The sequence below is a fragment of the Duganella margarita genome, from assembly GCF_009857535.1.
GTDB lineage: Bacteria > Pseudomonadota > Gammaproteobacteria > Burkholderiales > Burkholderiaceae_D > Rugamonas > Rugamonas margarita.
Genome location: NZ_WWCS01000020.1, coordinates 72,153 through 94,881, shown reverse-complemented (window position 1 = coordinate 94,881; position 22,729 = coordinate 72,153). Strand labels below are relative to the sequence as shown.

Sequence of the window (22,729 nt, the reverse complement as noted above, 5' to 3'; positions counted from 1 at the left end):
GCGCATTCGCGGCGGCGTCGGCATGCCACGCGACAGCAGCCGGCGCACCGGCCAGCGCCACGCCGCCACGCCGCGCGTGCTTCAGGATCACCTCAATCAACTGCTCCAGATCGAACGGCTTGCCGATGTGATCAACCATGCCCGCCTCCAGCGCGGCGATGCGGTCGGAGGCCATGGCGTTGGCCGTCATCGCCACGATCGGCGGCGTGTTCACACCCAGCCGCGCCTGGATCGCATGGGTGGTCTGGTAGCCATCCATCTCCGGCATCTGGATATCCATCAAAATCAAATCCGGCAGCGCGCCCAGCCGCCCCACCACGCCCAGCGCCATCGCCCCGGAACTGGCCACCTCGACCTGGGCGCCATCATTGCTGAGCAACTCGCTGGCGACCTGCTGATTGGCCGGATTATCGTCCACCAGCAACAGCCGCAAGCCGGCCAGACGCCGCCGCGCCGGCACCGCCACCGCCGCCAGCAAGGCCGGCTTGCGGTGCTCCAGCCGCGCATCGGCCACCGCATCAAACAGCATCGACGCCGTCACCGGCTTGACCACAAAACCGTCCAGCACCGGCGACAACTCCTGCTGGCGCTGCGCCAGCAACTCGCGGTCATGCGCCGTCACCATCACGATCAGCGGCGTCTTGCCCTGCGGCGCCAGCTGGCGGATGCGGCGGCTGGTTTCCCAGCCATCCATGGCCGGCATGCGCCAGTCGATAAACACCACGTCATACGCCTTCTGGCGCGCGGCCTGGCCGGCAATCGCCTCCAGCGCCTCGTAGCCATCGGCCGCCACGTCCACCCGCCAGCCGAACGACGCCGCCATCTCGCGCAGCACCGTGCGCGCCACCGGATTATCGTCCACCACCAGACAGGACAGGCCGCGCATCAAGGCATCCTGCAACGGCAAGGCGGTGGCCGGCGCGCTGTCCGGCTGGACCGCCGAAATGCCGAACTCCACCGCGAAATCGAACACGCTGCCCTGCCCCACCTCGCTGACCACGCGCAAGGTGCCGCCCATCAGCCGCACCAGCCGCTGGCTGATCGCCAGCCCCAGCCCGGTGCCGCCGAAACGGCGCGCGGTGGACGCCTCGGCCTGCGAAAAACCGTCGAAGATGCGCTCGCACTGCTCGGGGGCGATGCCGATGCCGGTATCGCGGATCGCAAACGCGATCGACAGACTGTGCTCGCTCTGCGACACCAGCTGGGCCGACACCACCACCTCGCCACGCTCGGTAAACTTGATGGCGTTGCCGGCCAGGTTCAGCAGAATCTGCTGCAGGCGCAGCGCATCGCCCACCACCAGCGCCGGCAGCGCCGGATCGATGCGGAACAGCACCTCGATGGTCTTGTCGCCGACATTGGCCGACAAAATCACCGCCAGATCGCGCCACAGCTTGTCGAGCCGGAACGGATGCGGATCGAGCCCCAGCTTGCCGGCCTCGACCTTGGAGAAATCCAGCACATCGTTGAGCAGTCCCAGCAACGCACTGGCGGCCGCATGCGCCTTGTCGACATAATCCTGCTGGCGCCCGTTCAGCGCCGTCTGCCGCAGCAGTTGCAGCATGCCCAGCACCGCATTCATCGGCGAGCGGATCTCGTGGCTCATATTGGCGACAAAGTCGGACTTGGCGCGGCCGGCCTTGTCGGCCGCCTCCTTGGCCTGCAACAGGTCGTCGTGGGCGGCGCGCAGTTCGGTGCTGTCAGTGCTGCTGCCGACCCAGCTGAGAATCGCGCCATCGGCGTCGCGCTGCGGCAGCGCGTGGTTGTCGAAAATGCGCCAGACGCCGTCATGGCGGCGCAGCCGGCAGTCGCAGCGGAACTGGTCACCATCGGCCAGCGCCCGTTGCCAGGCTGCCGTCAAGGTCGGCAAATCGTCCGGATGGATCACCCGCGACCAGTCGCCGCCGGCCATCAGCTGCGCCGCCGGCAGGCCGCTGAAGCTTTCCCAGTGATGGCTCATGAAATCGATGCGCAGCGCCGGCGTGGCGGTCCACACCATCTGCGGCAAGCCCTCGGTCAGCGAGCGCCAGCGCGATTCCGACGCCGTCAGCCGCGCCAGCGACTGCTGCAAGGCTTGGTCCGACTCGCCCAGCGCCGTCAGCGCCTTGAACTGCTCGCGCAGGCCGAACTGCACACCGCGCACCAGCACCAGCGCCAGCCCCAGCAGCACCACCAGGAACAGCGAAGCGTTACGGATCTCCTTGTACCACGGCGCCAGGAAATCCTCGCTGGCCAGCCCCACCACCACATACACCGGATAGGCGCCGATCTTCTCGATGCTGAGCGTGCGCTCACGCTGGTCGCGCGGGCTGACCACCGTATAGCTGGCGCGCTGCCGCTTGCCGTCGAGGATGGCCTGGGTGACCGGATTGACCTTGACCACGCTGCCGAACGGCATGTCCGGCACTTCCGGATAGCGGTGCAGCACGCGCTTGCGGTCGTCCAGCAGCACGATCGAGCCGTTGGCGCCGATGTTCAGCGACGAGAACGCCTCGTTGATGCGGGTATTGTTCATCAGCACATAGGCGGTGCCGCCGAAGTCGCCGTTGGCCAGGGTCAGCGGATAGACCAGCGGCAGCACCCACTCGCCGGTGATGCGCGACTGCACCGGCACGCCGAACACCATCTCGTGCGCGGTCGGCAGGCGCGCATAGAATTCGCGCACGCTGAGGTCTTGCGGATGCTGCAGATCGATTTGCTCGCCATACACCACCAGCCCGGCGGCATTGGCGCCGCGCACCGCCTGCGCGTGCGGCAGGCGCTCCTTCAGGCTGCGCAGGTAGGCGCTGAACTGGGCGTCGTCGAAGCGGCCCTGCTGGTGCAACGTGCGGAACTCCTGGTCGGCGCGGCGCAGCGCCAGGTCGGCCTCCTGAAAGTGGGAGTGCAGATCATTTTTCAGCGACACCGCCAGATTGTGCGAGGTTTCCTCGGCCGCCGCGTAGTAGCGCTTGCGGCTCTGGTTCAGCACATGCACCACAAACAGGCTCACAATCAGCAACACCACCACCACAGCCGTGACCAGCACGCGGAAAAGCTTGCGGAACTTGTGCAGCGTGTTGGTGGTCATATCAAATGTGCATTCACTATTGCTGTGTAAGCCATACTTTACAGCAAAAAAAAACGCTCCGTGGGAGCGTTTTGGTCAGAAGCCTTGGCTGGTGATATCGGCCAGCGATTCGCGGCCCTTGTCGCTGATCTCGAAACCGCCTTCGGGACGGGCCAGCACGTGCGATTTTTTACCGAGGAACATCGCCACATCGGCGTCCAGCGGCGCCCCCGCCTGGGCCGCGACGGCGCGCAGCCCCAGCACGCAACGGTGCAGGAAGATGGTCTGCTCACCTTTGTCGGTCAACGAAATGCGGCCGTTGTGGGCGATGCTGATCAGTTTAAGGCCGGACAGGCGCTTGGTGTTGCGGCCGATGCAGGCGCTGACGCGGTCACCCTTGATGCCGCGTTTGATTTCGTACAGGGCGTCATATTCGTCCTGCGTGAATTTTTCATTCTTCATTGCCATTTTTTCCATAAGAGACTGCTGCGGCCCTCATGGTACGCGCACGACGGCACGGCGGCAAGCCGCAGGCGTCGCCGCGCTGGCAAGCCGGCTGAAAACAGCGATTATTGCAGCGCGCGGATGGCCAGCCACACCAGGCCGATGCTGGTGAAGGCGGCGATGCAAATCAGGGCTTGCACACGCTTCGCGCTCGAGGCGACACTGCGGCGGCCGAGGTAGATTTTGTTGTGTAATGAATTGCCCATGATTGCTCTCCGTGAACTGAACCTGACGATATGACTAAATTATAGAAACTCTTTCATGACCCCAGTGTGACGGTGAACACATATCTTAAAATATGTATCCATGCAGCAACGACTGTCACACAATCTCACGGTATGGCTGAGCGTGGAACCAGAATACCGTCCGTTCCACGCAACGGACGGTGCGCTGGCGCACTTATGCAAGCAAAAGCGTTACCAGGCGTCAGGTCTTGATCGGCGGCTTGGGCGGGGTCGGTTCTTCGATCGGCGCCTGCTGCGGCAACGGCGTATTGTCCGGCGGCGGATCTTTTTCCGGCGGTGGCGGCGGCACCTCGGGATCGGGGGTGGTGTGGGCGTAAAGCATGCTGCGTCCTCCTGCACTGTGAACATGCCTTCATTGTTGGGGAGGCGCGGCCAGAAACAAGCCGCCAAAGCGCGCCGGCGTGCGCCAGCGCACACCGGCGGCCCGCCGCTTACTTGATGCGAAAAATCACATCCACCGTCTGCGACCAGCTCAGCAGGTCGTACGACAGAAAATCCTTGTCGGCCGGCTGGGCGGCGGCCGAGCGCGCATCGCGGCGGAAATAGGTATCGCCCGGCATCAGGCCGATCGACCCGGTCAGATTGCGCAGCTGGCCGGAGGTGACGGCCGTGACCGCCCCCGCCTTCTTGCCGAAGCCGGCCGCGATGGCGTCGGCGCGGCGCCGCGCATCCTTGACGGCGGCGGCGCTCAGTTCCTGCTCCGTCTGCTCACGGTCCTTGCGGCCGAAGGTGGTGGCCATGTGGTCGATATTCGGCATGTCCAGCAAGCCCTGCATGATAGCGCGCCACTTGCCGAGGTCGTTGACGGCGATATGCACCGAACTGCGGATGTCGTAGGCCTGCGCGCCGGACGCTTCGCCCGGTTCCGGCTTGCGCATCTCCTTGCGCATATTGTGGATCTCGGTGACGGCCTCGGGGTCGGCGGCGGCCAGCAAGGCGCGCACCTGCTCGGCCCGCGCGGCCACCAGCGCCACCGCCACCGCCGGATCGGCGTCGTAGGCGCTGATATCGAAATCGATCTCGCCCAGATCGGGCACGATGCGCTGCATCGCCTCGCCGCTGGTGTGGATGAACGGGTAGTCCGGCAGATTGGACGCGTGTACGGCCAGCGGCAACAAGGCAACAGCCAAAGCAAGCTTCTTGAACATGGTGTGATTCCGTCAGGGTGAAAGCCCTAGTATTCACGAAGTATACATCTTTGTCTACTTGCAAAATTGGAAATCGCTCCCATTTGCGGTTTCAACCACACAACAGAGGGGAAATCATGCTGGCTCCAAAAGCGCCGCGTTCGGTGCACGACCACCGGCCGGTGGCGGTCCAAGTCGTCAAACAGGAAAAAACCGGCGCGCTCGACAAGCACGTGCTGATCGTCGACCATCCCGCCAAGAAACCGGCGCCGCCCAAGGCCAAATAGGTACAATGGCGGCTTTCCGATTTCACCGACTGCCGCCATGAGCCCTACCGCCCCCCTCACCGATGACGAATACGACCAACTCGACGACCTGCTGGCCGCCGTCGGCCCGCAGGCACTGGACGTGGCCGGGCTGGAAGGCTTGCTGACGGCGCTGGTGGCCGGTCCGGTGGACGCGCCGGCGGCGGCGTGGCTGCCGCTGGTCTGGGGCGCTGGCGACAGCGTGGGCAATGACGACGCGGCGGCGCTGATCGCGCGCCATCACGCCTACATGCAAACCTGGCTGAAGAAAGATCCGGCCAGCTTCGAGCCGATCTACGAATGCGGCGGCAGCTGGACCGCCGAAGCCTGGTGCGCCGGTTTCCTGGCCGGCGTTCAGCTGAATCACGACGCCTGGGCGCCGCTGCGCGCCAGCCAGCCGGCCCTGCTGGCGCCGTTCCAGCCGCCGGTGAAGGCCGCCAAGGTGACGCCGGCCGTGGTGCAGATCAACGCCTTCTTCCACGCGCCGCAGCCGAAAATGGCCAAGGCCGGCCGCAACGATCCCTGCCCGTGCGGCAGCGGTCAGAAGTTCAAGAAATGCTGCGGCGCCTGAGCTTTATTTGCTGCTGATGATTTCCTTCAGCAGCACGAAGGTTTCGTGGTGGATGGCCGATTCGTTGGCCTTGAATTCCTGATCGGCCTTGATGTAGGCCGGCTTTTTCAGCTCGGCCTGCTCGGCCGGCGTCGGCTTGGGCGCGCTCGGATACATCTGGGCGCTGCTGTTGTAAGTGTCGTGCAGCACTTTCTTGCCGTAGCTGGACTGGTAGAACCGGGTCATCTCCAGCGAAGTGTCCTTGCTCAGCAGCTTGGCCACCGGCGTGGCCAGCCGCGTGTAGACAAATTCCGGCTGCAGGTTGATCACCTTGTCCATCACCTGCTTGCGCTGTTCCGGCGAGGCGTACTTGCTCATGCCGGCTGTCATGCGCATCATTTTCTCGGCCTGCATCGAGGCCAGCAGATCGTGCGCGGCCTTGACGTCGTCGGCGGTGGGATTGGGCGTGGCGGCTTGCGCCACCCCCATCAGCAGGCTGGCGATCAGCGCGGCAGCGGAAAGTTTCATGTTTGCTCCTTTAACAATTTTCCGAATTCTATGGTTAAAGCGCCCACCTGTCCACGCAATTCGCCAGCCGCGCCTGCCAGCCCACCAGTGCGCTAGTGCTTGATGCCCTCCCGCTCCAGATAGTCCAGCAACGGCCCCGGCTCGTCGGTCTGGATGGTATTGACGCCGGACGCAAACAAGGCCTCCCAAGTCTGGCCGCCGGTCCGAAGCGCCTCCAGATCGCCGCCCATGCCAATCACGCTGATCACGCCCACCGAGGTCAGCGCATTGGCCCACAAGCGCAGCCCGGCCTGCGCCACCACCTGCTGCAACGGCCGGTACTGGTCCGCCGGAATGAACACCAGCTCCACCCCGACCGGGCGATGCTGGCCGGTCAGCTGACGGGCAACGATCTGCGCCGGGCTCTGACCCTGGGCCGTGCCGTGCCACGGCCCGACGATCGGCATATACGGCACCGTCGAGAAGCCGGGCTGGTCCGCCATGACCGCCGTCGTGCCATCGTCGACAAAGGTCTTCACCAGCACATGGCGCGCCATGCCGTGGGCCGCCGCTGCGGCGATGGTGTCGGTATAGATCGCCGGCTCCTTGATGTCGAGGTTGAGCATGATGCGGCCTTTGGCGGCCTCCAGCATCTCCGCCAGCGTCGCCACGTTTTCGTCGCTGAGCTCGGGCGCCATCTGGCCGCCGAAGTTCTGCTTCAGTCGCAACTGCCGCAACTGCGCCAGCGTCAGGTCGGCCACCTTGCCGTGGCCGTTGGTGGTGCGGTCGACGCTGGCGTCGTGCATCACCACCAGCGTGCCGTCGCCGGCGCGCCGCACGTCCAGCTCCATCATGTCGACGCCCAGCAGCACACAGTGCTCCAGCGCCGCGCGCGAGTTCTCCGGCACCGCCGCCAGCGCCAGCCGGGGCGAGGCGTTATGGCAGCCGCGATGGGCGGCGATGAAAATGCCGGCGGCCGGATCGTCCAGCTTCTGGCGAATCTGCTCGGCGCGCGTGACCGGTGACGCGGCCTGGCATGGTGACAGCACGGCCAGCAACAGCAGCGCCGCCGTCTGTTTGGTAAGGAATAGCTTCATGGTATCTGTGCCCGTTCAAAAGTTCGGCGTGTAACGCAGGCCGATCCAGGCCACCATCGGCACCGAATAGGTATCCTTCAACAGGTTCTGCGACGGACCGGTGTAGCTGGTCATGCGCGCGCGGTGCAGGTTCTGCACCTGGCCAAACAGCGTCAACTCCCGGCTGAGCTTGTAGCTGGCCTGCAGGTCGACTTGCGCACGCGGCGCCCAGTACAGGTCCTGCCAGCTGATGTCCGGCACGATCGAGCGCAAGGCCTTGCCCTGGTAGTTGTAGGCGGCGCGCAGCTCCAGCCCCTGGCGCGCGTAGAACACGGTCAGATTGCGGGTCTGGTCCGGCTGGCCGACCAGATGGTCCAGCGTGCGGATGCTGCGGTCGGCCTTGCGCACCGCCATGCGGCCATCGAGCACGCTCCAGTTGGCGCTGACGCCGACATCGTTCAGCAGCGGATGCAGCCAGCCCAGCGAATTGACCACGGCGCTGGCCTCCACGCCCTTGATCGATGTGCTCGAAGCGTTGGCCGGTTTCGACACCACCGCATTCGCATACGTCACGCCCTGGTAGGTATAGCCCTGCGACGACTGATTGAAGATCTCGTCCTTGATGTCCTTGTTGAACACCGCCAGCGACAGCAGGCCGTTGGCGGCCTTCGGCAGGCGGTAGTTGAGCGCCAGGTCGGTGTTGGTCGACAGCCGCGGCTTGATATCGGGATTGCCGACCGTCACCGCCACGCCCTGTGCGTTAGGGTTGCCGGCATCGCTGACATTGGCAAAGCTGATCGCGGTGCGCGCCGCATACGAATCGTAGGTCGGCCGGCCGATGGTCTGGCTGGCCGCCATGCGGACGTCCAGGTCGGCATCGGCCTGGTAGGTGGTCTGGATCGACGGCAGCAGGAAGTGGTAGCTGGAACTGGTCGGCAAGGCGGTCCAGCTGCCGGCCACCAGCGCGCGGCCGTTGGTGTCCTGCGAGGTATGGTCTTCGCGCAGGCCGAGCAGGGTTTTCCACTGATCGGTATTGAAGCTCAGCTGAGCGTAGGCGCCCAGCGTTTTTTCCGTGTGCTCGAAATTATCCTGGTTGCTGAAGCCGGTCTGGTTGGTGGTATTCAGGCCGCCGGCGGCACGCAACGCGGCGATTTGCGCGCTGGCCGCCTGCGGATCGATGGTGATCAAACCCAGTCCGCTCTGGTTGTAGAGCAGCGGCGCGCTTGGTCCGGTGACGCCGGCCAGCGTCAGCGCCGGCTGGCTGGTGTTGGGCTCCAGATCGTTGCGGTAGATGTTGTAGCTGGGCTTGTCCAGTGTGTAGCTGAGGCCGGCGGCAAAGCCCAGGCCGGGACGGTCCAGGTTGCGGCGATAGTCGGCGCGCAGGTTGCCGATGGTGTCGGTGGCCGAGCGCTGGTAATCGTCGCGGTAGTACAGCAGCTTGTAGTTCGCCAGGTTGTTGTAGGCCGCTGGCGACACGTTGAACGAGTGATTCAGCCCGCCGGTGTCGTAATTGAACGCGTACTCCGGCGTGGCTACCGGCACCGCCCCGCCCGTGCCGGGCGCGGCATAGGCGGTATTGGTGGCGTACTTGATCATCCTGATCGGCTCGCGGTAGGTGGCGCGCGACAGGTTGGCGCGCAGGCCGAGCGTTTCATTGTCGGCCAGCTTCCAGTCCACGCCGCTTTGCAGCAGCTTGGTGGCGCTGGTCATGTCCTGCTGCGAGAAACCGACTTCGACGTCGCCGCCCGGATAGTGGCCCGAGGTCGCGGTCTGGTTCTGCACCACCAGCGTGTTGCGCGGGTCGATCAGGTTCTCGTTACGCTGCATCAGATCGTTAAAGCGGTAATAGCCGGCGGTGACGAAGCTGTACACGTTGTCGTCGGGCTTGGCTTCCAGCTTGACGGTCAGGCCGACACGGGTGCGCTTGTCCTGTACGTACCAGTATTTGTCCTGCTGCGGCACCGCGTAGCCGTTGCCCAGGTTGTTGCCGGTGAGCCGGTTGCCATTGCTGTCGTAGAAGTTTTCGAACACCGTGTCGGTGGTCATGTGGGTATCGGTGCTGGTTTCCAGCTTCTGGTAATTGGCCGAGACCACCATGCCGTACTGGCGCTGCGGACCGAACGTAAAGCTGCCGGTCGTTGTCAGGCGCTCGCCCACCCGGTCCTGCTTGCGCGGCCGCGACGCATCGCTGGCGCCGCCGCCGGAACCTTCGATGGTGAAGAACGGCAGGCCGTTGCGCTCGAACGCGCTGCGGGTTTTCAGGTCGATGGCGCCGCCGATGGCGTTCGGCTCCTGGTCGGCCGAGAAGGTTTTCGCCACCACCAGCTCGCTGATCATCGACGACGGCAGCAAGTCCAGCCGCACGCCGCGGCCGATCGAACCGAGGTTGCCATTCGGCGTGCCCGGTGAGGCCAGCGGCGAGCCGTCGATGGTGACGTTGTTATAGGCGGCCCCCAGGCCGCGCAACACCGGCGTCGCCGCTTCGTCGCGCGGGTGTTCGTTGTCCAGCGTCGGCAGCACCGACAGGCCGGGCACGCGCCGCAGCGCTTCGACGATGGTGTTGTCCGGCAAGCCCTGCACCTCGTTGGCGCTAACCACGTCGGCGATGCCGGTGCGATCCAGTTTGCTTTCGATGGCTTTCAGGTAGGCGCGCTTGATCCCGGTGACATTGACCACGGCGGCCGGCGCCACCGGGTCGGTCGGGCCGGTTTGATCGGCGCTGCCGGCGCTCTCCTGCGCATGGGCGTCCAGCGCCAGGCTCAGCAACATCGCGGACGACTGCAACAGCCGGCGATGGGAAATGGTGTACTGCATAGTCAGACTCTCCGTTCCAAAAGTGGGGTGTGGATGCCGGCCACCAGCAGGCCAGACGCAGCGCAGTGTAGGCTGGCGGCGCTGGCCGCTGGCCGGTTTCACGGTGAAAAATCACGGTGAAACTCACCCGTTTCCAGAGGAGAAAAGCGCTCAGGTCACGGCGGCTTGATGCGCACCCCGAGCAGCTGGATATCGGTGCTGCCGTTGGCCTGCAGCACGCATTGCAGCAGCACTTCGAACTCGCCGATGCTGCCGTCGCTGCGCTGCGCCTGCTTCATCAGCGGCGCCATCGAGGCCGGGTTCATCAGGAATTCGATGGCCGCGTCGGTACCGGCCGAGGTGGTGCCGCCGAGCAGCAAGGTATGGCCATTGCCGCTCAAATTGCGCTTGAAACCGATCAGCGCGTAGCCGCGCCGGTTCGGGTCGCGCCACGAAAAGGGATAGGCGGCCTGTTCGCCGCTGGCGGGATGATCGTTCAAAACCAGGAAGTCGCCGGAGTCCTTGTCCCAGTCGATGTGGAAATTGAACTGGTTGCGGAACAAGGCCCACCACGGACTGGATTGCTCGACGCCGACGATGACGGTGTTGTCATGCTTGAAGTCGGTGAGTTGCACGTCGCGCGCGAAGCGCACGTGGTAGCGCTCCGGCGCGGCGGTCGCCAGCTTGCCCATTTCCGCCGCCAGCGTCACCGACGACATCGCGGTATAGCGCCTGGCGCCGTATTGCGCCAGACTGAGCGCGGCTGCCGGCGTATCGGCGACGCCGGGGCGGTTGGCGATGTAGTCACTCAGCGGCACCCCCCGGTGCAGGTCGCCCTGATACATCACCAGGCCGTTGTCCGGGATCACCAGCAGGGTGTCACGGTCGGCCGGCAACATCAGGGCCCAGAATTTCTTGCTGGCGTCGAGCGCTGGCGCACTGGTGCGCAGCGCCAGCCACAAAATCAGGCCCAGCAGCGCTGCCAGCCCGGCCAGCCACCACCAGTGGAACGCGCGGGCGGGCACTGGCGCAGCGATCGCAGGCGGGTGGACTGCCGGCGGCAACAGCGGCGGCGCTTCGGCGGTCGCCTTGGGGGGCGCGGGCGGTGGCGGAGTGATCTGCTGCGCTGGCTGCTGCGGCGTCGGTTGAGGTTGGGCTGGCTGCGCTGACAGCGACGCGCCGGCAGCGTCTGGCGCCGGCGCGCGCGCCGTCACCTCGGCCGGCGTCGCCGCAACAAACACCGGCACATAGGCGCCGCGCGGGATGCTGATGCGCAGCTGGTCTTGCCGTCCCTCCTCCTCGTAGTACGACGCGAGGCGCTGCCGCAGCAAGCGGGCGCTGCTGCGGACAATGGTGTCTTCCGAGGGATTGTAATGGTCGGGACGGCCGAACACGGCGGTGCCGATATGCTGTTCGCACAGGACCTTCTCGCGGCCTTCCAGCGTCGTCACGCAGACATGGCGCAGAAAGGCCGACAAGCGCGTGCTCTTGGCAAACGCCTTGCTCGCCAGGATGCGCGACAACGCGTCCATGCAGCTATCGCGATAGGCCGGCGGTGACGCGCCTTGCCCGGACTGGAGTGCGATCGCTTCCGCTGACATTGGCTACCTTCTCAATCGCAGTGCGCTGTTTGAACGCAAGGATTGTAGACAGCGATTGTGACGGCATCATGAAAACAAAAAAGCTCCCTTGCGGGAGCTTTTTCGTTGAATATTGGCGGAGAGGGTGGGATTCGAACCCACGGTAGGGTCGCCCCTACGCTTGATTTCGAGTCAAGTACATTCGACCACTCTGCCACCTCTCCTGGTGACGCATTTTTACTACTTTTTCTCACATCCAAACAAATGGCGGAGAGGGTGGGATTCGAACCCACGGTAGGGTCGCCCCTACGCTTGATTTCGAGTCAAGTACATTCGACCACTCTGCCACCTCTCCGTTTTCCCCACCTGCTGCTGCGAGAAGGCAAGATTATAGCAGGTGGTGGAGAAAATGGAAGGACTAAATTGTCGCCTTCAAATGCGTCAGTCCACCCATGTACGGGCGCAGCACTTCAGGGATCTCCACCGAGCCGTCGGCCTGCTGATAATTCTCCAGCACGGCGACCAGCGTGCGGCCCACGGCCAGGCCGGAACCGTTCAGCGTGTGCAGCAATTCCGGCTTGCCCTGGGCGTTGCGGAAACGCGCCTGCATGCGACGGGCCTGGAACGCTTCGCAGTTCGACAGCGACGAAATCTCGCGGTAGGTATTCTGCGCCGGCAGCCACACTTCCAGATCGTAGGTTTTGGTGGCGCCGAAGCCCATGTCGCCGGTGCACAGCGACATCACACGGTACGGCAGGCCCAGGCGTTGCAGTATGGTTTCGGCGTGGCCGACCATGTCTTCCAGCGCGGCATAGGAATTATCCGGATGCACCACCTGCACCATCTCGACCTTGTCGAACTGGTGCTGGCGGATCATGCCGCGGGTGTCGCGGCCGTAGCTGCCTGCTTCCGAGCGGAAGCATGGCGTGTGGGCGGTCATCTTCAGCGGCAGCGCTTCGGCCGCCAGGATCTCGTCGCGCACGATATTGGTCAGCGACACTTCCGAGGTCGGGATCAGGTAGAAGGTCTCGCCCTCGCCTTCCGCGCCGCCTTTTTTCACCGAGAACAGGTCGGCTTCAAACTTCGGCAACTGGCCGGTGCCGCGCAGCGAATCGGCGTTGACCATGTACGGGGTGTAGCACTCGGTGTAGCCGTGCTCGTCGGTGTGGGTGTTCAGCATGAACTGCGCCAGCGCGCGGTGCAGACGGGCGATGCCGCCTTTCATCACCGAGAAACGCGAACCGGTCAGCTTGGTCGCGGTGTCGAAGTCCAGGCCCAGCGGCGCGCCGATGTCGACGTGGTCCTTGATCTCGAAATCGAAGCTGCGCGGCGTGCCGACCTTGCGCGCTTCCACGTTGCCGGTTTCATCCGTGCCGACCGGCACCGATTCGTGCGGCAGGTTCGGGATGGTTTGCAGGAAATCGCCCAGCCTGGCCTGCAGCGCCGACAGTTTGGCTTCATTGGCTTTCAGCTCGTCACCGAGACCGGCGACCTCCGCCATCAGCGCCGAGGTGTCTTCGCCCTTGCCCTTCATCATGCCGATCAGCTTGGACTGCGAATTACGCTTGCCCTGCAGCTCTTCGGTGCGCAACTGGATCGCTTTGCGTTCCGCCTCGAGCGCGTTGAACGCGTCCACATCGAGCTGGAACTTGCGGGTCGCCAGGCGCGCGGCGACGGTAGCTATATCTTTACGGAGCAGTTGGATATCAATCATGGGAGCAAAGGCGTTTATAACGAAAACAACCATTGTACCAAGACGAAGCCACTTGCTTGCGAGTTTTGCGCAGCCCGCCGGCTGCCGCCATTACAGCGCGGCTTTTTCGGCGGCGGTCAGGCGTTTGGCGGTGACAGTCACGGTTGGCATGGCGGCGGCGTGGTCGAGCACCACCACTTTGGCGACCGGGGCGGCGACCACGGCGTCGTATTCATCGGCGGCGGTGGCGAAGGTGGTGGCGCCGGCGATGACGGTAGCGGCGACGAAGATGATTTCCATGTTTTTAGCGATGTTCATGATGCGCTCCTTGGGGTGGGTGGTCAGTAAGTGCTGCGGTATGGTTGTACTGTACCTAAAGGCGTTATAGCCCGCCACGGGGATGCGATGAAGCGCAAAAAACAGCGGCTGAAATGCAGATTGGCGGCGCCGGCAGTGGTCTGCAGGCGCCTCGCGCGCCGCCGCCGAACCGCTGTAGGATTTCTCCTACGCAACTAATCGTGCGCCACTCGCTGGTTGAAATTTGTACTATGTATTCAACAGTACATTCAATGAGGAGAAGAAATGAAAACTAATATCCTGAAAATTGCAGCAGCCAGCGCCATCGTGCTGATCGCCACCGGTTGCTCGACCATGGGCGGTGGCGGCAAGGACGAACCGGCGCCGCCGGCCAATCCCAATTTCGCCGGCGAGATGAACAAGTTCAACGCCCAGTTCCCGAACGACAAGGCCACCAAGTACGAGGAAATCTCGCTCAACTATAACAATGCGCAAAAACTCGACGAACGCGGCAACTGCCACGATATTTCCAAACATCCGGTAGTGATCATCCTGACGCTGGACGCATCGGGCAAAGTGACGCGCAGCACCACTGACGTCGAAGGCAAGAAAGCCGAGTGCTTCCGCCAGGCTTACGCGTCGGCGCAGCTGCCGCCGCCGCCGTTCGCGCCGTACCAGAAACCGATCCGCCTGCGTTAATCCCGGAGCCGCCTGCTCAGGCGGCGTCCTGTTCCCCGTTTTCCGCGTCAACGGCTGGCTTTTCCAGCCAGCCGATGACCACGTCATTGAAGCGTTCCGGCTGTCGTATCATCGGCCAGTGATCGGTTTCCATCGCCACCACCTTGCAGCCTTCGCGCGCCGCCATGGTTTCCGTCCATTGCGGCGAATGGAACATGAACGGCTTGCGGGTGCCGTAAATGAACAGCATAGGCACTTTCGGCACGAACGGCACAAGCGAACTGTACGATCCGGCCGCGCCGGCGGTCAGGATGTAATACGGGTAGTCCATGCCGACGCTGATATGCTCGCGCGGCGACGGCGCGCCCAGAACGCGCGCCATGGTGCGCGTCATGACCGTGCCGACCGGGCCGCCGATGGCCCAGGCCAGCGCCAGCGTACTCTGATAGCCGCTGACCATCATCTTCTGGCCGACCGAACGCGAACGGATGGTGGCCTTGGACTGCGCATCGCCGATATCGACGCCGATAATCGCCGACACCAGCGCCTTGTTACGCATATAAAACTCATAGCCAAACACGCAGCCCCAGTCGTGCAGCATCAGGATGACTTTTTCCTTCTTGTTGACGCTGTTTATGATGTGCAGCAGCACGCGCATCATCGCGTCCAGCGAGTACGAGCGGCGCGGCTTGGTATTGTCGAAGCCCGGCAAGGTGAAACGCACGCAGCGGTAGCGGTGGCGCAACTCGGCCACCTGCGCGTCCCACACGCGGTAGGTATCGGGCCAGCCGTGAATCATCACGATGGTCTCGGCACCGTCGCCTTCAATATAAATGTCGACGCCGTCGACCACCATTTGCTGCATGCTGCTCCTCTAATGCGCGGATCCTTGAATGTTATATCTTAACAACATTTCCCGCGCTCCGCATAGCAACTAGTAGCATACGATATCGAACTCGTTTTCTCCCGCATGCACACCCTTTTTTCCGGTGACGGCACACGCTCGAACACTGTCAGGCAGGCGCATCCCCAAGGAAATTTCGCCCAATGCGCCATAATCGCAACGTAGCCACTTTCCCTCCGGATAAGTACCTTCGAGGGAATATTTTTGCGTCCACGACGTCTTGCTCCTGCTACCATCCTCGCCCCGCAAAATGCCAAGACGGGCTGGCGGGCCATCAGCGGCGGCGGCCCCGCTAAGATAGAGTGGCGAGCCGACAAATGCCGTCCAGCCAGGCTGCGGCTGAACCCGTACCGTAGCAGAGGGAAGTTCCTGGGGACACCGATAATGGACCGGGGCGGCAAAAACTTGTGCTGCCACTACGTGCCAACCGGCTGCCGTCGCAATGAGAAATTTCTTCATGCTCTATTCAATCACAAAAAATGCGTCGGCATTGTCTGAAGGATTGATGAAATTGCCCCGCGCATCCCGCCCCTGGCGCCGCACGAACCGCTTGCCGATCTTCGGCTTGCCAGGCCATTGGTCGAGAATATAAATGCCGTCCGACACCTGCCCCATATAAAACGCAGAATGATTGCCGTGCGCCTTGCCGGGCCACCTACCATCAACAAAATTGGCAATCGCGGTCCCCTGCGGCAAAGCGCGATTTCCCACCACGTTGGCACCTTGCCTCCAGCCACCAGTCCAGCCGGCTTTCGTATATGCCTTGATTAGCGTGACGCACTCTGCATTTCCAACCTTGTCCCTGCCTTCGAGCGACCGCACTTCCTTGTAAATGAACGACATATTCAACCTCGCATAGTAGATGAAAGTCTTGATCATCTACTCGCTGAGGGTGGCCAACTTTGACAACACATAGTCATACGGATTGATACAGCACAAGCAGGCGAGCCGGAATAGGCAGTCATCCACAGCAGGAAGTTGGAGCTGCGGGTGAGAACGTTGAGGCAAATGGGCGGCATGTTGAGCTGGGCCGAGCCCGATGCTATTTGGCCTCAGCTTTTGCCGGCGTCCGCATCCAGCTGGCGCAGGAAGGCCAGCTTGTCGGCGACCTTGGCTTCCAGCCCGCGCGGCACCGGTTGGTACCAGCCGGGATCGCGCATATCGTCGGGGAAGTAGGTTTCGCCGGCGGCGTAGGCATGCGGTTCGTTGTGGGCGTAGCGGTACTCGTGGCCGTAGCCCAGTTCCTTCATCAGCTTGGTCGGGGCGTTGCGCAGGTGCACTGGCACTTCGCGCGACTTGTCCTTGCGCACAAACGCCATGGCTTCGTTGAAGGCGTTGTAGCCGGCGTTGCTCTTGGCGGCAATCGCCAGGTAGATCACCGCCTGCCCCAGCGCCAGTTCGCCTTCCGGCGAGCCGAGCCGCTCGAAGGTGGTGGCGGCGTCGTTGGCGATCTGCATCGCGCGCGGATCGGCCAGGCCGATGTCTTCCCACGCCATGCGGACGATGCGGCGCGACAGGTAGCGCGCATCGGCGCCGCCGTCCAGCATGCGGCACAGCCAGTACAGCGCGGCGTCCGGATTCGAGCCGCGCACCGATTTGTGCAGCGCCGAGATCTGGTCGTAGAAATTGTCGCCGCCCTTGTCGAAGCGGCGCGCGTTCAAGGTCAGCGCGTTCTGGATGAACTCGGCGGTGATCTGGTTGGTCTTGGCGGCGTTGGCGGCGGTGCCGGTTTGTTCCAGCAGGTTCAGCAGGCGGCGGCCATCGCCGTCGGCATAGCCAATCAGCGTGTCGATCGCGGCTTCTTCAAATTCCAGCTGGGTCAGCACCTTGTCGCGGGCGCGGTCGACCATCTGCCGCAGTTCGGCTTCGTCAAACGACTTCAGCACGTAGACCTGCGCGCGCGACAGCAAGGCCGAGTTGACCTCGAACGAAGGATTTTCCGTGGTCGCGCCGATCAGCGTCACCAGCCCGGACTCGGCATACGGCAGCAAGGCGTCCTGCTGCGATTTATTAAAACGGTGGATCTCGTCGACAAACAGGATGGTGTGCTTGCCCATGTCCAGATTGTGCTGCGCCTGCTCCATCGCGGCGCGGATATCCTTGACGCCCGAAAACACCGCCGACAAGGCGATGAATTCGCAGTCGTAGGCCTTGGCGGTGAGCCGCGCCAGCGTGGTCTTGCCGGTGCCAGGCGGGCCCCACAAAATCATCGAATGCGGCTGGCCCGAGTCGAACGCCAGGCGCAGCGGCTTGCCCGGCCCCAGCAGGTGACGCTGGCCGATAACCTCGTCGAGCGTCTTGGGCCGCAGCGCTTCCGCCAGCGGCTGACGTGGATCGGTGGAAAATAAATCTGCCATGGTCTTGAGTCGACCGTCATTCCCGCGCAGGCGGGAATGACGGCTCAGAGGGTCAATTGTTGAAGACGTCTGCGCCCTTCGGCATGACGAATTTAAAACTGGTGGCGCTCAGCGCAGGATTTTTTTCGATCTTGCTGAACTTCAGCACCGAAGTCTGGCCGAAGGAATCCTTCAGTTCCATCGCGGCCGGCAAGCCATCCTTGAGGCCGATGGTGATTTGCTCGAAACTGGTGTCCTTGGCTTTCGGCACGGCTTTCAGCCATTCCAGGCCGTCGCGGGTGCCGCCTTCCGACAGCGTGAAGTTCTTTTCCAGGTCATTGCTGCCGAACAGGATGGCGGCCGGCGACGAACCCAGCGCATCGCCCAGCTTCTTGGTGGTGACCTGGTTCAGGTCCTTGTCGTAGATGTACATCTGGTCGCCATCGGCCTGCAACACCTGCTCGTACGGCTTCGAGTAAGTCCAGATGAATTTGCCGGGACGGGCAAACACAAACGTGCCGCTGGAGTTCTTGTTGGCCTTTGGCGTGTCGCCGTTGGTGCCCTTCACCTGGGTCTGGGTGAATTCGCCCTTGGCCGCCTTGGTCGACGACACGAAGGATTTGAACTGTTCCAGCGCGCTGGCGTTGGCCACACTGGCCGCGCCGGCCAGCAACAGGCCGGCGGTCAGCACGGCCATCGATTTAAAACGCTTCATACGGTTGATCCTTTTTATTCTGCACTGGCAACCGGCACCAGAATCTCGCGGTTGCCGTTCGATTGCATCGGTGAGACGACGCCACTATTTTCCATTTGTTCCAGCAAGCGCGCCGCGCGGTTGTAACCGATGCGCAAATGACGCTGCACCAGCGAGATCGACGCCCTGCGGTTCTTCAACACCACCTGCACCGCCTGATCGTACATCGGATCGGCCTCGCCGCCGCCTTCGCCCGGCGCCGCGCCATCCGCGCCGCCGCCCTCGCCTTCCAGCGTGCCGCCTTCGAGGATGCCGTCAACGTAGTCCGGCTCGCCGGTGGTCTTCAGGTGCTTGACCACCCGGTGCACCTCGTCATCCGACACGAACGCGCCGTGCACCCGCACCGGCAGACCGGTACCCGGCGGCATGTACAGCATGTCGCCCATACCCAGCAGCGCTTCCGCGCCCATCTGGTCGAGAATGGTGCGCGAGTCGATCTTGGACGACACCTGGAACGCGATCCGGGTCGGAATATTTGCCTTGATCAGACCGGTAATCACGTCTACAGATGGGCGCTGCGTCGCCAGAATCAAGTGCAGGCCGGCCGCGCGCGCCTTTTGCGCGATACGGGCGATCAGCTCTTCCACCTTCTTGCCGACCACCATCATCAGGTCGGCCAGCTCGTCGATGATGATGACGATGGTCGGCAGTTTTTCCAGCGGCTCCGGCGAATCCGGCGTCAGGCTGAACGGATTCGGAATGTGTTCTTCGCGCTTCTTGGCTTCGGCGATCTTGGCGTTGTAGCCGGCCAGGTTACGCACCCCCAGCTTGGACATCAGCTTGTAGCGGCGCTCCATCTCGTTGACCGCCCAGTTCAGCGCATGGCCGGCCTGGCGCATGTCGGTCACCACCGGCGCCAGCAGGTGCGGAATGCCTTCGTACACCGACATCTCCAGCATCTTCGGATCGATCAGGATCATGCGCACATCGCGCGGATCGGACTTGTACAGCAGCGACAGGATGGTGGCGTTAATCCCCACCGACTTACCGGAACCGGTGGTACCGGCGACCAGCAAGTGCGGCATCTTGGCCAGGTCAGCCACCACCGGCTTGCCGGCGATGTCCTTGCCCAGCGCCACGGTCAGCGGCGACGGGTTGTCGTGATAGACCTTGGAACCGACGATCTCGCTCAGGCGCACGATCTGGCGTTTCGGATTCGGCAGCTCCAGCGCCATGTAATTTTTGCCGGGAATGGTCTCGACCACACGGATCGAGGTCAGCGACAGCGAACGGGCCAGGTCGCGCGCCAGATTGACGATCTGGCTGCCCTTGACGCCGGTCGCCGGTTCGATCTCGTAACGCGTCACCACCGGTCCCGGATAGGCCGCCACCACCTTGGCGTCGACGCCAAAGTCCGACAGCTTCTTCTCGATCAGGCGGCTGGTGAATTCCAGCGTTTCGATGGAAATGGTCTCCTGCGTCTCGGCCGCCTCATCCAGCAGGGACAAGGCCGGCAAGGCGCCATCGCCGGTCGCCTGTGGCAGATCCTTGAACAGGCTGGCCTGGCGCTCCTTCTCGACCCGCTCGGACTTGACCACCGTGACCACCTGCGGCTCGACCTTGATCGACGGCTCGGCCACCGGGTGTTTCTCGACGTGCTTGGCGCGTTCGTGCACCACCACTTCCTCGCGCTTGACGGCCGCCACTTCGCCCTGGCGGCGGTCTTCGCGGTACTGGTAGCGCTGGATGAACCAGTCGATGGCGTTCTCGACCGCGCCGCCGATACGCTCGGCCACCGCCAACCACGACACATGGAAGAACAGGCTGAAGCCCAGCCCGAACAGCAGCAGCAGCAGCAAGGTGGCGCCGGTGAAACCGAACGCCACATGCGCCGAATGCCCGATCAGCTCGCCCAGCACGCCGCCCGAGGTGCGCGGCAGCTGCGCATGGCTGGTCAAGGTGCGCAGGCGCAGGAACTCCAGCCCGACGCTGCCGATGAACAGCAGCGCGAAGCCGATCCAGCGGATCAGGCCTTCCTGCGCGTGTTCCGGCTCCGGTTCGGTCGACAAGACATATTTATGGGTCAGCCGGCGATAGCCCTTCCACACCAGCCGCAGCATGCAGAATGCCCACCACCAGGCGGAAATGCCGAAAATATACAACAGCAGGTCGGACAGCCAGGCGCCGGCGCGGCCGCCCACATTGGCCACTTTTGGCACCAGCGTCTCGTGCGACCAGCCCGGATCGGTCTTGTTGTAGGTGGCCAGGATCAGCACAAAATACAGGCCCAGCACGGCCAACGCCAGCCAGCGCGCCTCCGACAGCAGCCGCACCAGCCGGTTCGGCAGGGGCTGGCGTTCGGTAGGCGTGCGGGTGTAGCCGGACGATGAGGAAGCGGCAGCTGCGGCGGTGCGCGGCGTGCGTTCCTGAACTTTTTTACTGCTCATAGGTATTAAGGTGTTGCAACGTTGGCGGTCAGGAAATATTCCTATAGCGGTATTCTAAGGCATAAGGGCAACAACCGCCCCCACGATTCATCCTGATTCCCTGCTTGCACTATAATCTTGTATTGCTTGCGTAATTGCAATAGCGGCATGCCCTTGCCGCTCTTGCGCGCGCCCCCACATTCGGATTAATCCAACATAATTTAAGAAGCCTGCCATGACCACTCCTAAACACGCCCGCGTATTGATCCTCGGCTCCGGCCCTGCCGGCTACAGCGCAGCCATTTACGCAGCCCGCGCCAACCTGAACCCGATGCTGGTGACCGGCGTTGAGCAGGGCGGCCAGCTGATGACCACCACCGACGTGGAAAACTGGCCAGCCGACCCGATGGGCGTGACCGGTCCGGACCTGATGCAGCGCTTCCTGCAGCACGCCGAGCGCTTCAACACGCAAATCGTGTTTGACCACATCCATACCGTGAAGTTGCAAGAAAAGCCGATTCGCCTGATCGGCGACAGCCATGAATACACCTGCGACTCGCTGATCATCGCCACTGGCGCCTCGGCCCAGTACCTGGGCCTGCCGTCGGAGCAGGAATTCATGGGCAAAGGCGTGTCGGCCTGCGCCACCTGCGACGGTTTCTTCTACCGCAACCAGGACGTGGCGGTGATCGGCGGCGGCAACACCGCGGTCGAGGAAGCGCTGTACCTGTCGAACATCGCCAAGAAAGTCACGCTGGTACACCGTCGCGACAAGTTCCGCGCCGAAGCCATCCTGATCGACCGCCTGAACGCCAAGGTCGCCGAAGGCAAGGTCGAGATCAAGTACAACCACACGCTGCAAGAGGTGATGGGCAATGAAGGCGGCGTCACCGGCGTCAAGCTGCAATCGACCGAGACCGGCGCCGTCACCGACGTCACCGTGCACGGCCTGTTCGTGGCGATCGGCCACAAACCGAACACCGGCATCTTCGAAGGCCAGCTGGACATGCACAACGGCTACATCAAGACCAAGACCGGCACCGAAGGCATGGCCACTGCCACCAGCGTACCGGGCGTGTTTGCCGCCGGCGACGTGCAGGACCACATCTACCGCCAGGCGATCACCAGCGCCGGCACCGGTTGTATGGCCGCACTGGATGCGCAGCGTTACCTGGAAGGCCAGGAGTAATCCGTGGGCCTGAAGGACTTCGCCGACCTCAAATCCTTGAGCAAGCAGCTCAAGGAACAGGCCGACGCGCGCGCCGCCGCCGAGGCGGAGCGCGTCAAGCAGGAAAAAAAGCAGAAGGTGGAAGCCAATCTGTTCCAGACCGCGCTGGGCGGCGTCAAGCAGATGCCGGCCTCGGACCGCTATGTGCCGCAGAGTGTGCCGAAAGGAATCGCCAGCACGCCCGGCGCCCCGGCACGCAAGCTGACACAGGCCGAGGACGACGCGGCCGTGCTGCGCGAGTCGCTGTCGGACCTGTTCGAGGTCGACCATTATCTGGAGGACGATCCGGCCCTGAATTATTCGGCGCCGGGCGTGGGTCCGGATGTGATGAAGAAGCTGCGCAAAGGCCACTGGCCGGTGCAGGATGAGCTGGACCTGCACGGTATGAACCGCGACCAGGCGCGCGATGCGCTGGGCGCCTTCCTGAGCAAGGCCGGGCTGCGCAACCAGCGCTGCGTGTGCGTGATTCACGGGCGCGGCTTCGGCTCGCGCGGCCAGGAGCCGGTGCTCAAATCGATGGTGCACAGCTGGCTGGTGCAAAAAGGCGTGGTGGCGTTCTGCCAGGCGCGCAATCATGAAGGCGGCGAAGGCGCGTTGATCGTGCTGCTGCGCGCCGCGCTGCAACCTCAGCGCTAAACTCGCACTGCGCTCCGCTGCGGGGTCGGACCCCGTACGGGGTCCGACCCCTCTTACCGTCGCACGGGTTAGCGTTAACAGACTGCAACACCCCTACCCCTTCG

Annotated in this window: 22 protein-coding genes and 2 tRNA genes; 5 read left to right on the top strand and 19 right to left on the bottom strand. The window is 63.4% G+C overall.

Annotated features, from left to right (window positions below; genetic code table 11):
- The 5 genes from GTP55_RS24145 to GTP55_RS24135 form a co-directional block, all read right to left on the bottom strand.
- Positions 1 to 3,067: response regulator (locus GTP55_RS24145; RefSeq protein WP_161047349.1), on the bottom strand; the 3,067-nt coding region annotated here is incomplete at its 3' end.
- Positions 3,068 to 3,142: 75 nt separating this feature from the next.
- Positions 3,143 to 3,508, bottom strand: coding sequence for a hypothetical protein (locus GTP55_RS24140; protein ID WP_161047348.1), 366 nt, complete (start codon positions 3,506 to 3,508; stop codon positions 3,143 to 3,145).
- 107 nt (positions 3,509 to 3,615) lie between these two features.
- Positions 3,616 to 3,756: a hypothetical protein gene (locus GTP55_RS29645; protein WP_202423847.1), complete on the bottom strand. Its 141-nt coding sequence runs from the start codon at positions 3,754 to 3,756 to the stop codon at positions 3,616 to 3,618.
- 220 nt (positions 3,757 to 3,976) lie between these two features.
- Positions 3,977 to 4,117, bottom strand: a complete 141-nt coding sequence (locus tag GTP55_RS29640; protein WP_202423846.1) for a hypothetical protein — start codon at positions 4,115 to 4,117, stop codon at positions 3,977 to 3,979.
- A gap of 109 nt (positions 4,118 to 4,226) precedes the next feature.
- Positions 4,227 to 4,943: an SIMPL domain-containing protein gene (locus GTP55_RS24135; RefSeq protein ID WP_161047347.1), complete on the bottom strand. Its 717-nt coding sequence runs from the start codon at positions 4,941 to 4,943 to the stop codon at positions 4,227 to 4,229.
- A gap of 116 nt (positions 4,944 to 5,059) precedes the next feature.
- Between GTP55_RS24135 and GTP55_RS29635 the strand changes: the two genes are divergently transcribed.
- Positions 5,060 to 5,209, top strand: a complete 150-nt coding sequence (locus tag GTP55_RS29635) for a hypothetical protein (RefSeq protein ID WP_202423845.1) — start codon at positions 5,060 to 5,062, stop codon at positions 5,207 to 5,209.
- A 37-nt stretch (positions 5,210 to 5,246) separates the two neighbouring features.
- Positions 5,247 to 5,798, top strand: coding sequence for a UPF0149 family protein (locus tag GTP55_RS24130; protein ID WP_161047346.1), 552 nt, complete (start codon positions 5,247 to 5,249; stop codon positions 5,796 to 5,798).
- A 3-nt stretch (positions 5,799 to 5,801) separates the two neighbouring features.
- Here the strand turns inward: GTP55_RS24130 and GTP55_RS24125 are convergent, their stop codons facing one another.
- The 8 genes from GTP55_RS24125 to GTP55_RS24090 form a co-directional block, all read right to left on the bottom strand.
- A complete protein-coding gene (locus tag GTP55_RS24125) occupies positions 5,802 to 6,305 on the bottom strand; it encodes a DUF2059 domain-containing protein (protein ID WP_161047345.1) in 504 nt (167 codons plus the stop codon).
- Between the two features lie 92 nt (positions 6,306 to 6,397).
- Positions 6,398 to 7,381: a glycerophosphodiester phosphodiesterase family protein gene (locus GTP55_RS24120; protein ID WP_161047344.1), complete on the bottom strand. Its 984-nt coding sequence runs from the start codon at positions 7,379 to 7,381 to the stop codon at positions 6,398 to 6,400.
- 15 nt (positions 7,382 to 7,396) lie between these two features.
- A complete protein-coding gene (locus GTP55_RS24115; protein WP_202423844.1) occupies positions 7,397 to 10,174 on the bottom strand; it encodes a TonB-dependent receptor in 2,778 nt (925 codons plus the stop codon).
- Positions 10,175 to 10,329: 155 nt separating this feature from the next.
- Positions 10,330 to 11,754 (bottom strand): hypothetical protein, encoded by a 1,425-nt coding sequence (locus GTP55_RS24110; RefSeq protein ID WP_161047343.1) that lies wholly within the window; start codon positions 11,752 to 11,754, stop codon positions 10,330 to 10,332.
- A 113-nt stretch (positions 11,755 to 11,867) separates the two neighbouring features.
- Positions 11,868 to 11,957, bottom strand: a tRNA-Ser gene (locus GTP55_RS24105).
- A gap of 41 nt (positions 11,958 to 11,998) precedes the next feature.
- Positions 11,999 to 12,088 (bottom strand) — tRNA-Ser (locus tag GTP55_RS24100).
- Between the two features lie 63 nt (positions 12,089 to 12,151).
- Positions 12,152 to 13,447 (bottom strand): serine--tRNA ligase, encoded by a 1,296-nt coding sequence (serS, locus tag GTP55_RS24095; protein WP_161047342.1) that lies wholly within the window; start codon positions 13,445 to 13,447, stop codon positions 12,152 to 12,154.
- A 90-nt stretch (positions 13,448 to 13,537) separates the two neighbouring features.
- Positions 13,538 to 13,744, bottom strand: a complete 207-nt coding sequence (locus GTP55_RS24090) for a hypothetical protein (protein ID WP_161047341.1) — start codon at positions 13,742 to 13,744, stop codon at positions 13,538 to 13,540.
- A gap of 264 nt (positions 13,745 to 14,008) precedes the next feature.
- On the opposite strand from GTP55_RS24090, the gene GTP55_RS24085 reads away from it, so the two are divergent.
- Complete coding sequence (locus tag GTP55_RS24085; protein WP_161047340.1) at positions 14,009 to 14,422, top strand: hypothetical protein; 414 nt, start codon at positions 14,009 to 14,011, stop codon at positions 14,420 to 14,422.
- Between the two features lie 16 nt (positions 14,423 to 14,438).
- Here GTP55_RS24085 and GTP55_RS24080 read toward each other — a convergent pair whose 3' ends face one another.
- From GTP55_RS24080 to GTP55_RS24055, 6 genes are all read right to left on the bottom strand, one after another.
- Entirely contained in the window at positions 14,439 to 15,266 is an 828-nt protein-coding gene (locus GTP55_RS24080; RefSeq protein ID WP_161047339.1) for an alpha/beta fold hydrolase, read from the bottom strand.
- 69 nt (positions 15,267 to 15,335) lie between these two features.
- Positions 15,336 to 15,764 (bottom strand): STY0301 family protein, encoded by a 429-nt coding sequence (locus GTP55_RS24075; RefSeq protein WP_161047338.1) that lies wholly within the window; start codon positions 15,762 to 15,764, stop codon positions 15,336 to 15,338.
- 3 nt (positions 15,765 to 15,767) lie between these two features.
- Complete coding sequence (locus tag GTP55_RS24070; RefSeq protein ID WP_229258137.1) at positions 15,768 to 16,184, bottom strand: BPSL0067 family protein; 417 nt, start codon at positions 16,182 to 16,184, stop codon at positions 15,768 to 15,770.
- Positions 16,185 to 16,357: 173 nt separating this feature from the next.
- Entirely contained in the window at positions 16,358 to 17,662 is a 1,305-nt protein-coding gene (locus tag GTP55_RS24065; RefSeq protein WP_161047337.1) for a replication-associated recombination protein A, read from the bottom strand.
- A gap of 52 nt (positions 17,663 to 17,714) precedes the next feature.
- A complete protein-coding gene (gene lolA / locus GTP55_RS24060) occupies positions 17,715 to 18,356 on the bottom strand; it encodes an outer membrane lipoprotein chaperone LolA (RefSeq protein WP_161047336.1) in 642 nt (213 codons plus the stop codon).
- Positions 18,357 to 18,370: 14 nt separating this feature from the next.
- Positions 18,371 to 20,782 carry a DNA translocase FtsK gene (locus GTP55_RS24055; RefSeq protein ID WP_110848533.1) on the bottom strand — a complete coding sequence of 804 codons (2,412 nt, stop codon included), beginning with the start codon at positions 20,780 to 20,782 and terminating at the stop codon, positions 18,371 to 18,373.
- Between the two features lie 214 nt (positions 20,783 to 20,996).
- On the opposite strand from GTP55_RS24055, the gene trxB reads away from it, so the two are divergent.
- Entirely contained in the window at positions 20,997 to 21,950 is a 954-nt protein-coding gene (gene trxB / locus GTP55_RS24050) for a thioredoxin-disulfide reductase (RefSeq protein ID WP_161047335.1), read from the top strand.
- 3 nt (positions 21,951 to 21,953) lie between these two features.
- Positions 21,954 to 22,625, top strand: a complete 672-nt coding sequence (locus GTP55_RS24045; protein ID WP_161047334.1) for a Smr/MutS family protein — start codon at positions 21,954 to 21,956, stop codon at positions 22,623 to 22,625.
- The last annotated feature ends 104 nt before the right edge of the window (positions 22,626 to 22,729 follow it).

Excerpts from the sequence above, each read along its gene's own strand:
- GTP55_RS24140 (WP_161047348.1), bottom strand. The coding sequence starts at position 3,508 with ATGAAGAATGAAAAATTCACGCAGGACGAATATGACGCCCTGTACGAA.
- GTP55_RS29645 (WP_202423847.1), bottom strand. The coding sequence starts at position 3,756 with ATGGGCAATTCATTACACAACAAAATCTACCTCGGCCGCCGCAGTGTC.
- GTP55_RS29640 (WP_202423846.1), bottom strand. The coding sequence starts at position 4,117 with ATGCTTTACGCCCACACCACCCCCGATCCCGAGGTGCCGCCGCCACCG.
- GTP55_RS24135 (WP_161047347.1), bottom strand. The coding sequence starts at position 4,943 with ATGTTCAAGAAGCTTGCTTTGGCTGTTGCCTTGTTGCCGCTGGCCGTA.
- GTP55_RS29635 (WP_202423845.1), top strand. The coding sequence starts at position 5,060 with ATGCTGGCTCCAAAAGCGCCGCGTTCGGTGCACGACCACCGGCCGGTG.
- GTP55_RS24130 (WP_161047346.1), top strand. The coding sequence starts at position 5,247 with ATGAGCCCTACCGCCCCCCTCACCGATGACGAATACGACCAACTCGAC.
- GTP55_RS24125 (WP_161047345.1), bottom strand. The coding sequence starts at position 6,305 with ATGAAACTTTCCGCTGCCGCGCTGATCGCCAGCCTGCTGATGGGGGTG.
- GTP55_RS24120 (WP_161047344.1), bottom strand. The coding sequence starts at position 7,381 with ATGAAGCTATTCCTTACCAAACAGACGGCGGCGCTGCTGTTGCTGGCC.
- GTP55_RS24115 (WP_202423844.1), bottom strand. The coding sequence starts at position 10,174 with ATGCAGTACACCATTTCCCATCGCCGGCTGTTGCAGTCGTCCGCGATG.
- GTP55_RS24110 (WP_161047343.1), bottom strand. The coding sequence starts at position 11,754 with ATGTCAGCGGAAGCGATCGCACTCCAGTCCGGGCAAGGCGCGTCACCG.
- serS (WP_161047342.1), bottom strand. The coding sequence starts at position 13,447 with ATGATTGATATCCAACTGCTCCGTAAAGATATAGCTACCGTCGCCGCG.
- GTP55_RS24090 (WP_161047341.1), bottom strand. The coding sequence starts at position 13,744 with ATGAACATCGCTAAAAACATGGAAATCATCTTCGTCGCCGCTACCGTC.
- GTP55_RS24085 (WP_161047340.1), top strand. The coding sequence starts at position 14,009 with ATGAAAACTAATATCCTGAAAATTGCAGCAGCCAGCGCCATCGTGCTG.
- GTP55_RS24080 (WP_161047339.1), bottom strand. The coding sequence starts at position 15,266 with ATGCAGCAAATGGTGGTCGACGGCGTCGACATTTATATTGAAGGCGAC.
- GTP55_RS24075 (WP_161047338.1), bottom strand. The coding sequence starts at position 15,764 with ATGAAGAAATTTCTCATTGCGACGGCAGCCGGTTGGCACGTAGTGGCA.
- GTP55_RS24070 (WP_229258137.1), bottom strand. The coding sequence starts at position 16,184 with ATGATCAAGACTTTCATCTACTATGCGAGGTTGAATATGTCGTTCATT.
- GTP55_RS24065 (WP_161047337.1), bottom strand. The coding sequence starts at position 17,662 with ATGGCAGATTTATTTTCCACCGATCCACGTCAGCCGCTGGCGGAAGCG.
- lolA (WP_161047336.1), bottom strand. The coding sequence starts at position 18,356 with ATGAAGCGTTTTAAATCGATGGCCGTGCTGACCGCCGGCCTGTTGCTG.
- GTP55_RS24055 (WP_110848533.1), bottom strand. The coding sequence starts at position 20,782 with ATGAGCAGTAAAAAAGTTCAGGAACGCACGCCGCGCACCGCCGCAGCT.
- trxB (WP_161047335.1), top strand. The coding sequence starts at position 20,997 with ATGACCACTCCTAAACACGCCCGCGTATTGATCCTCGGCTCCGGCCCT.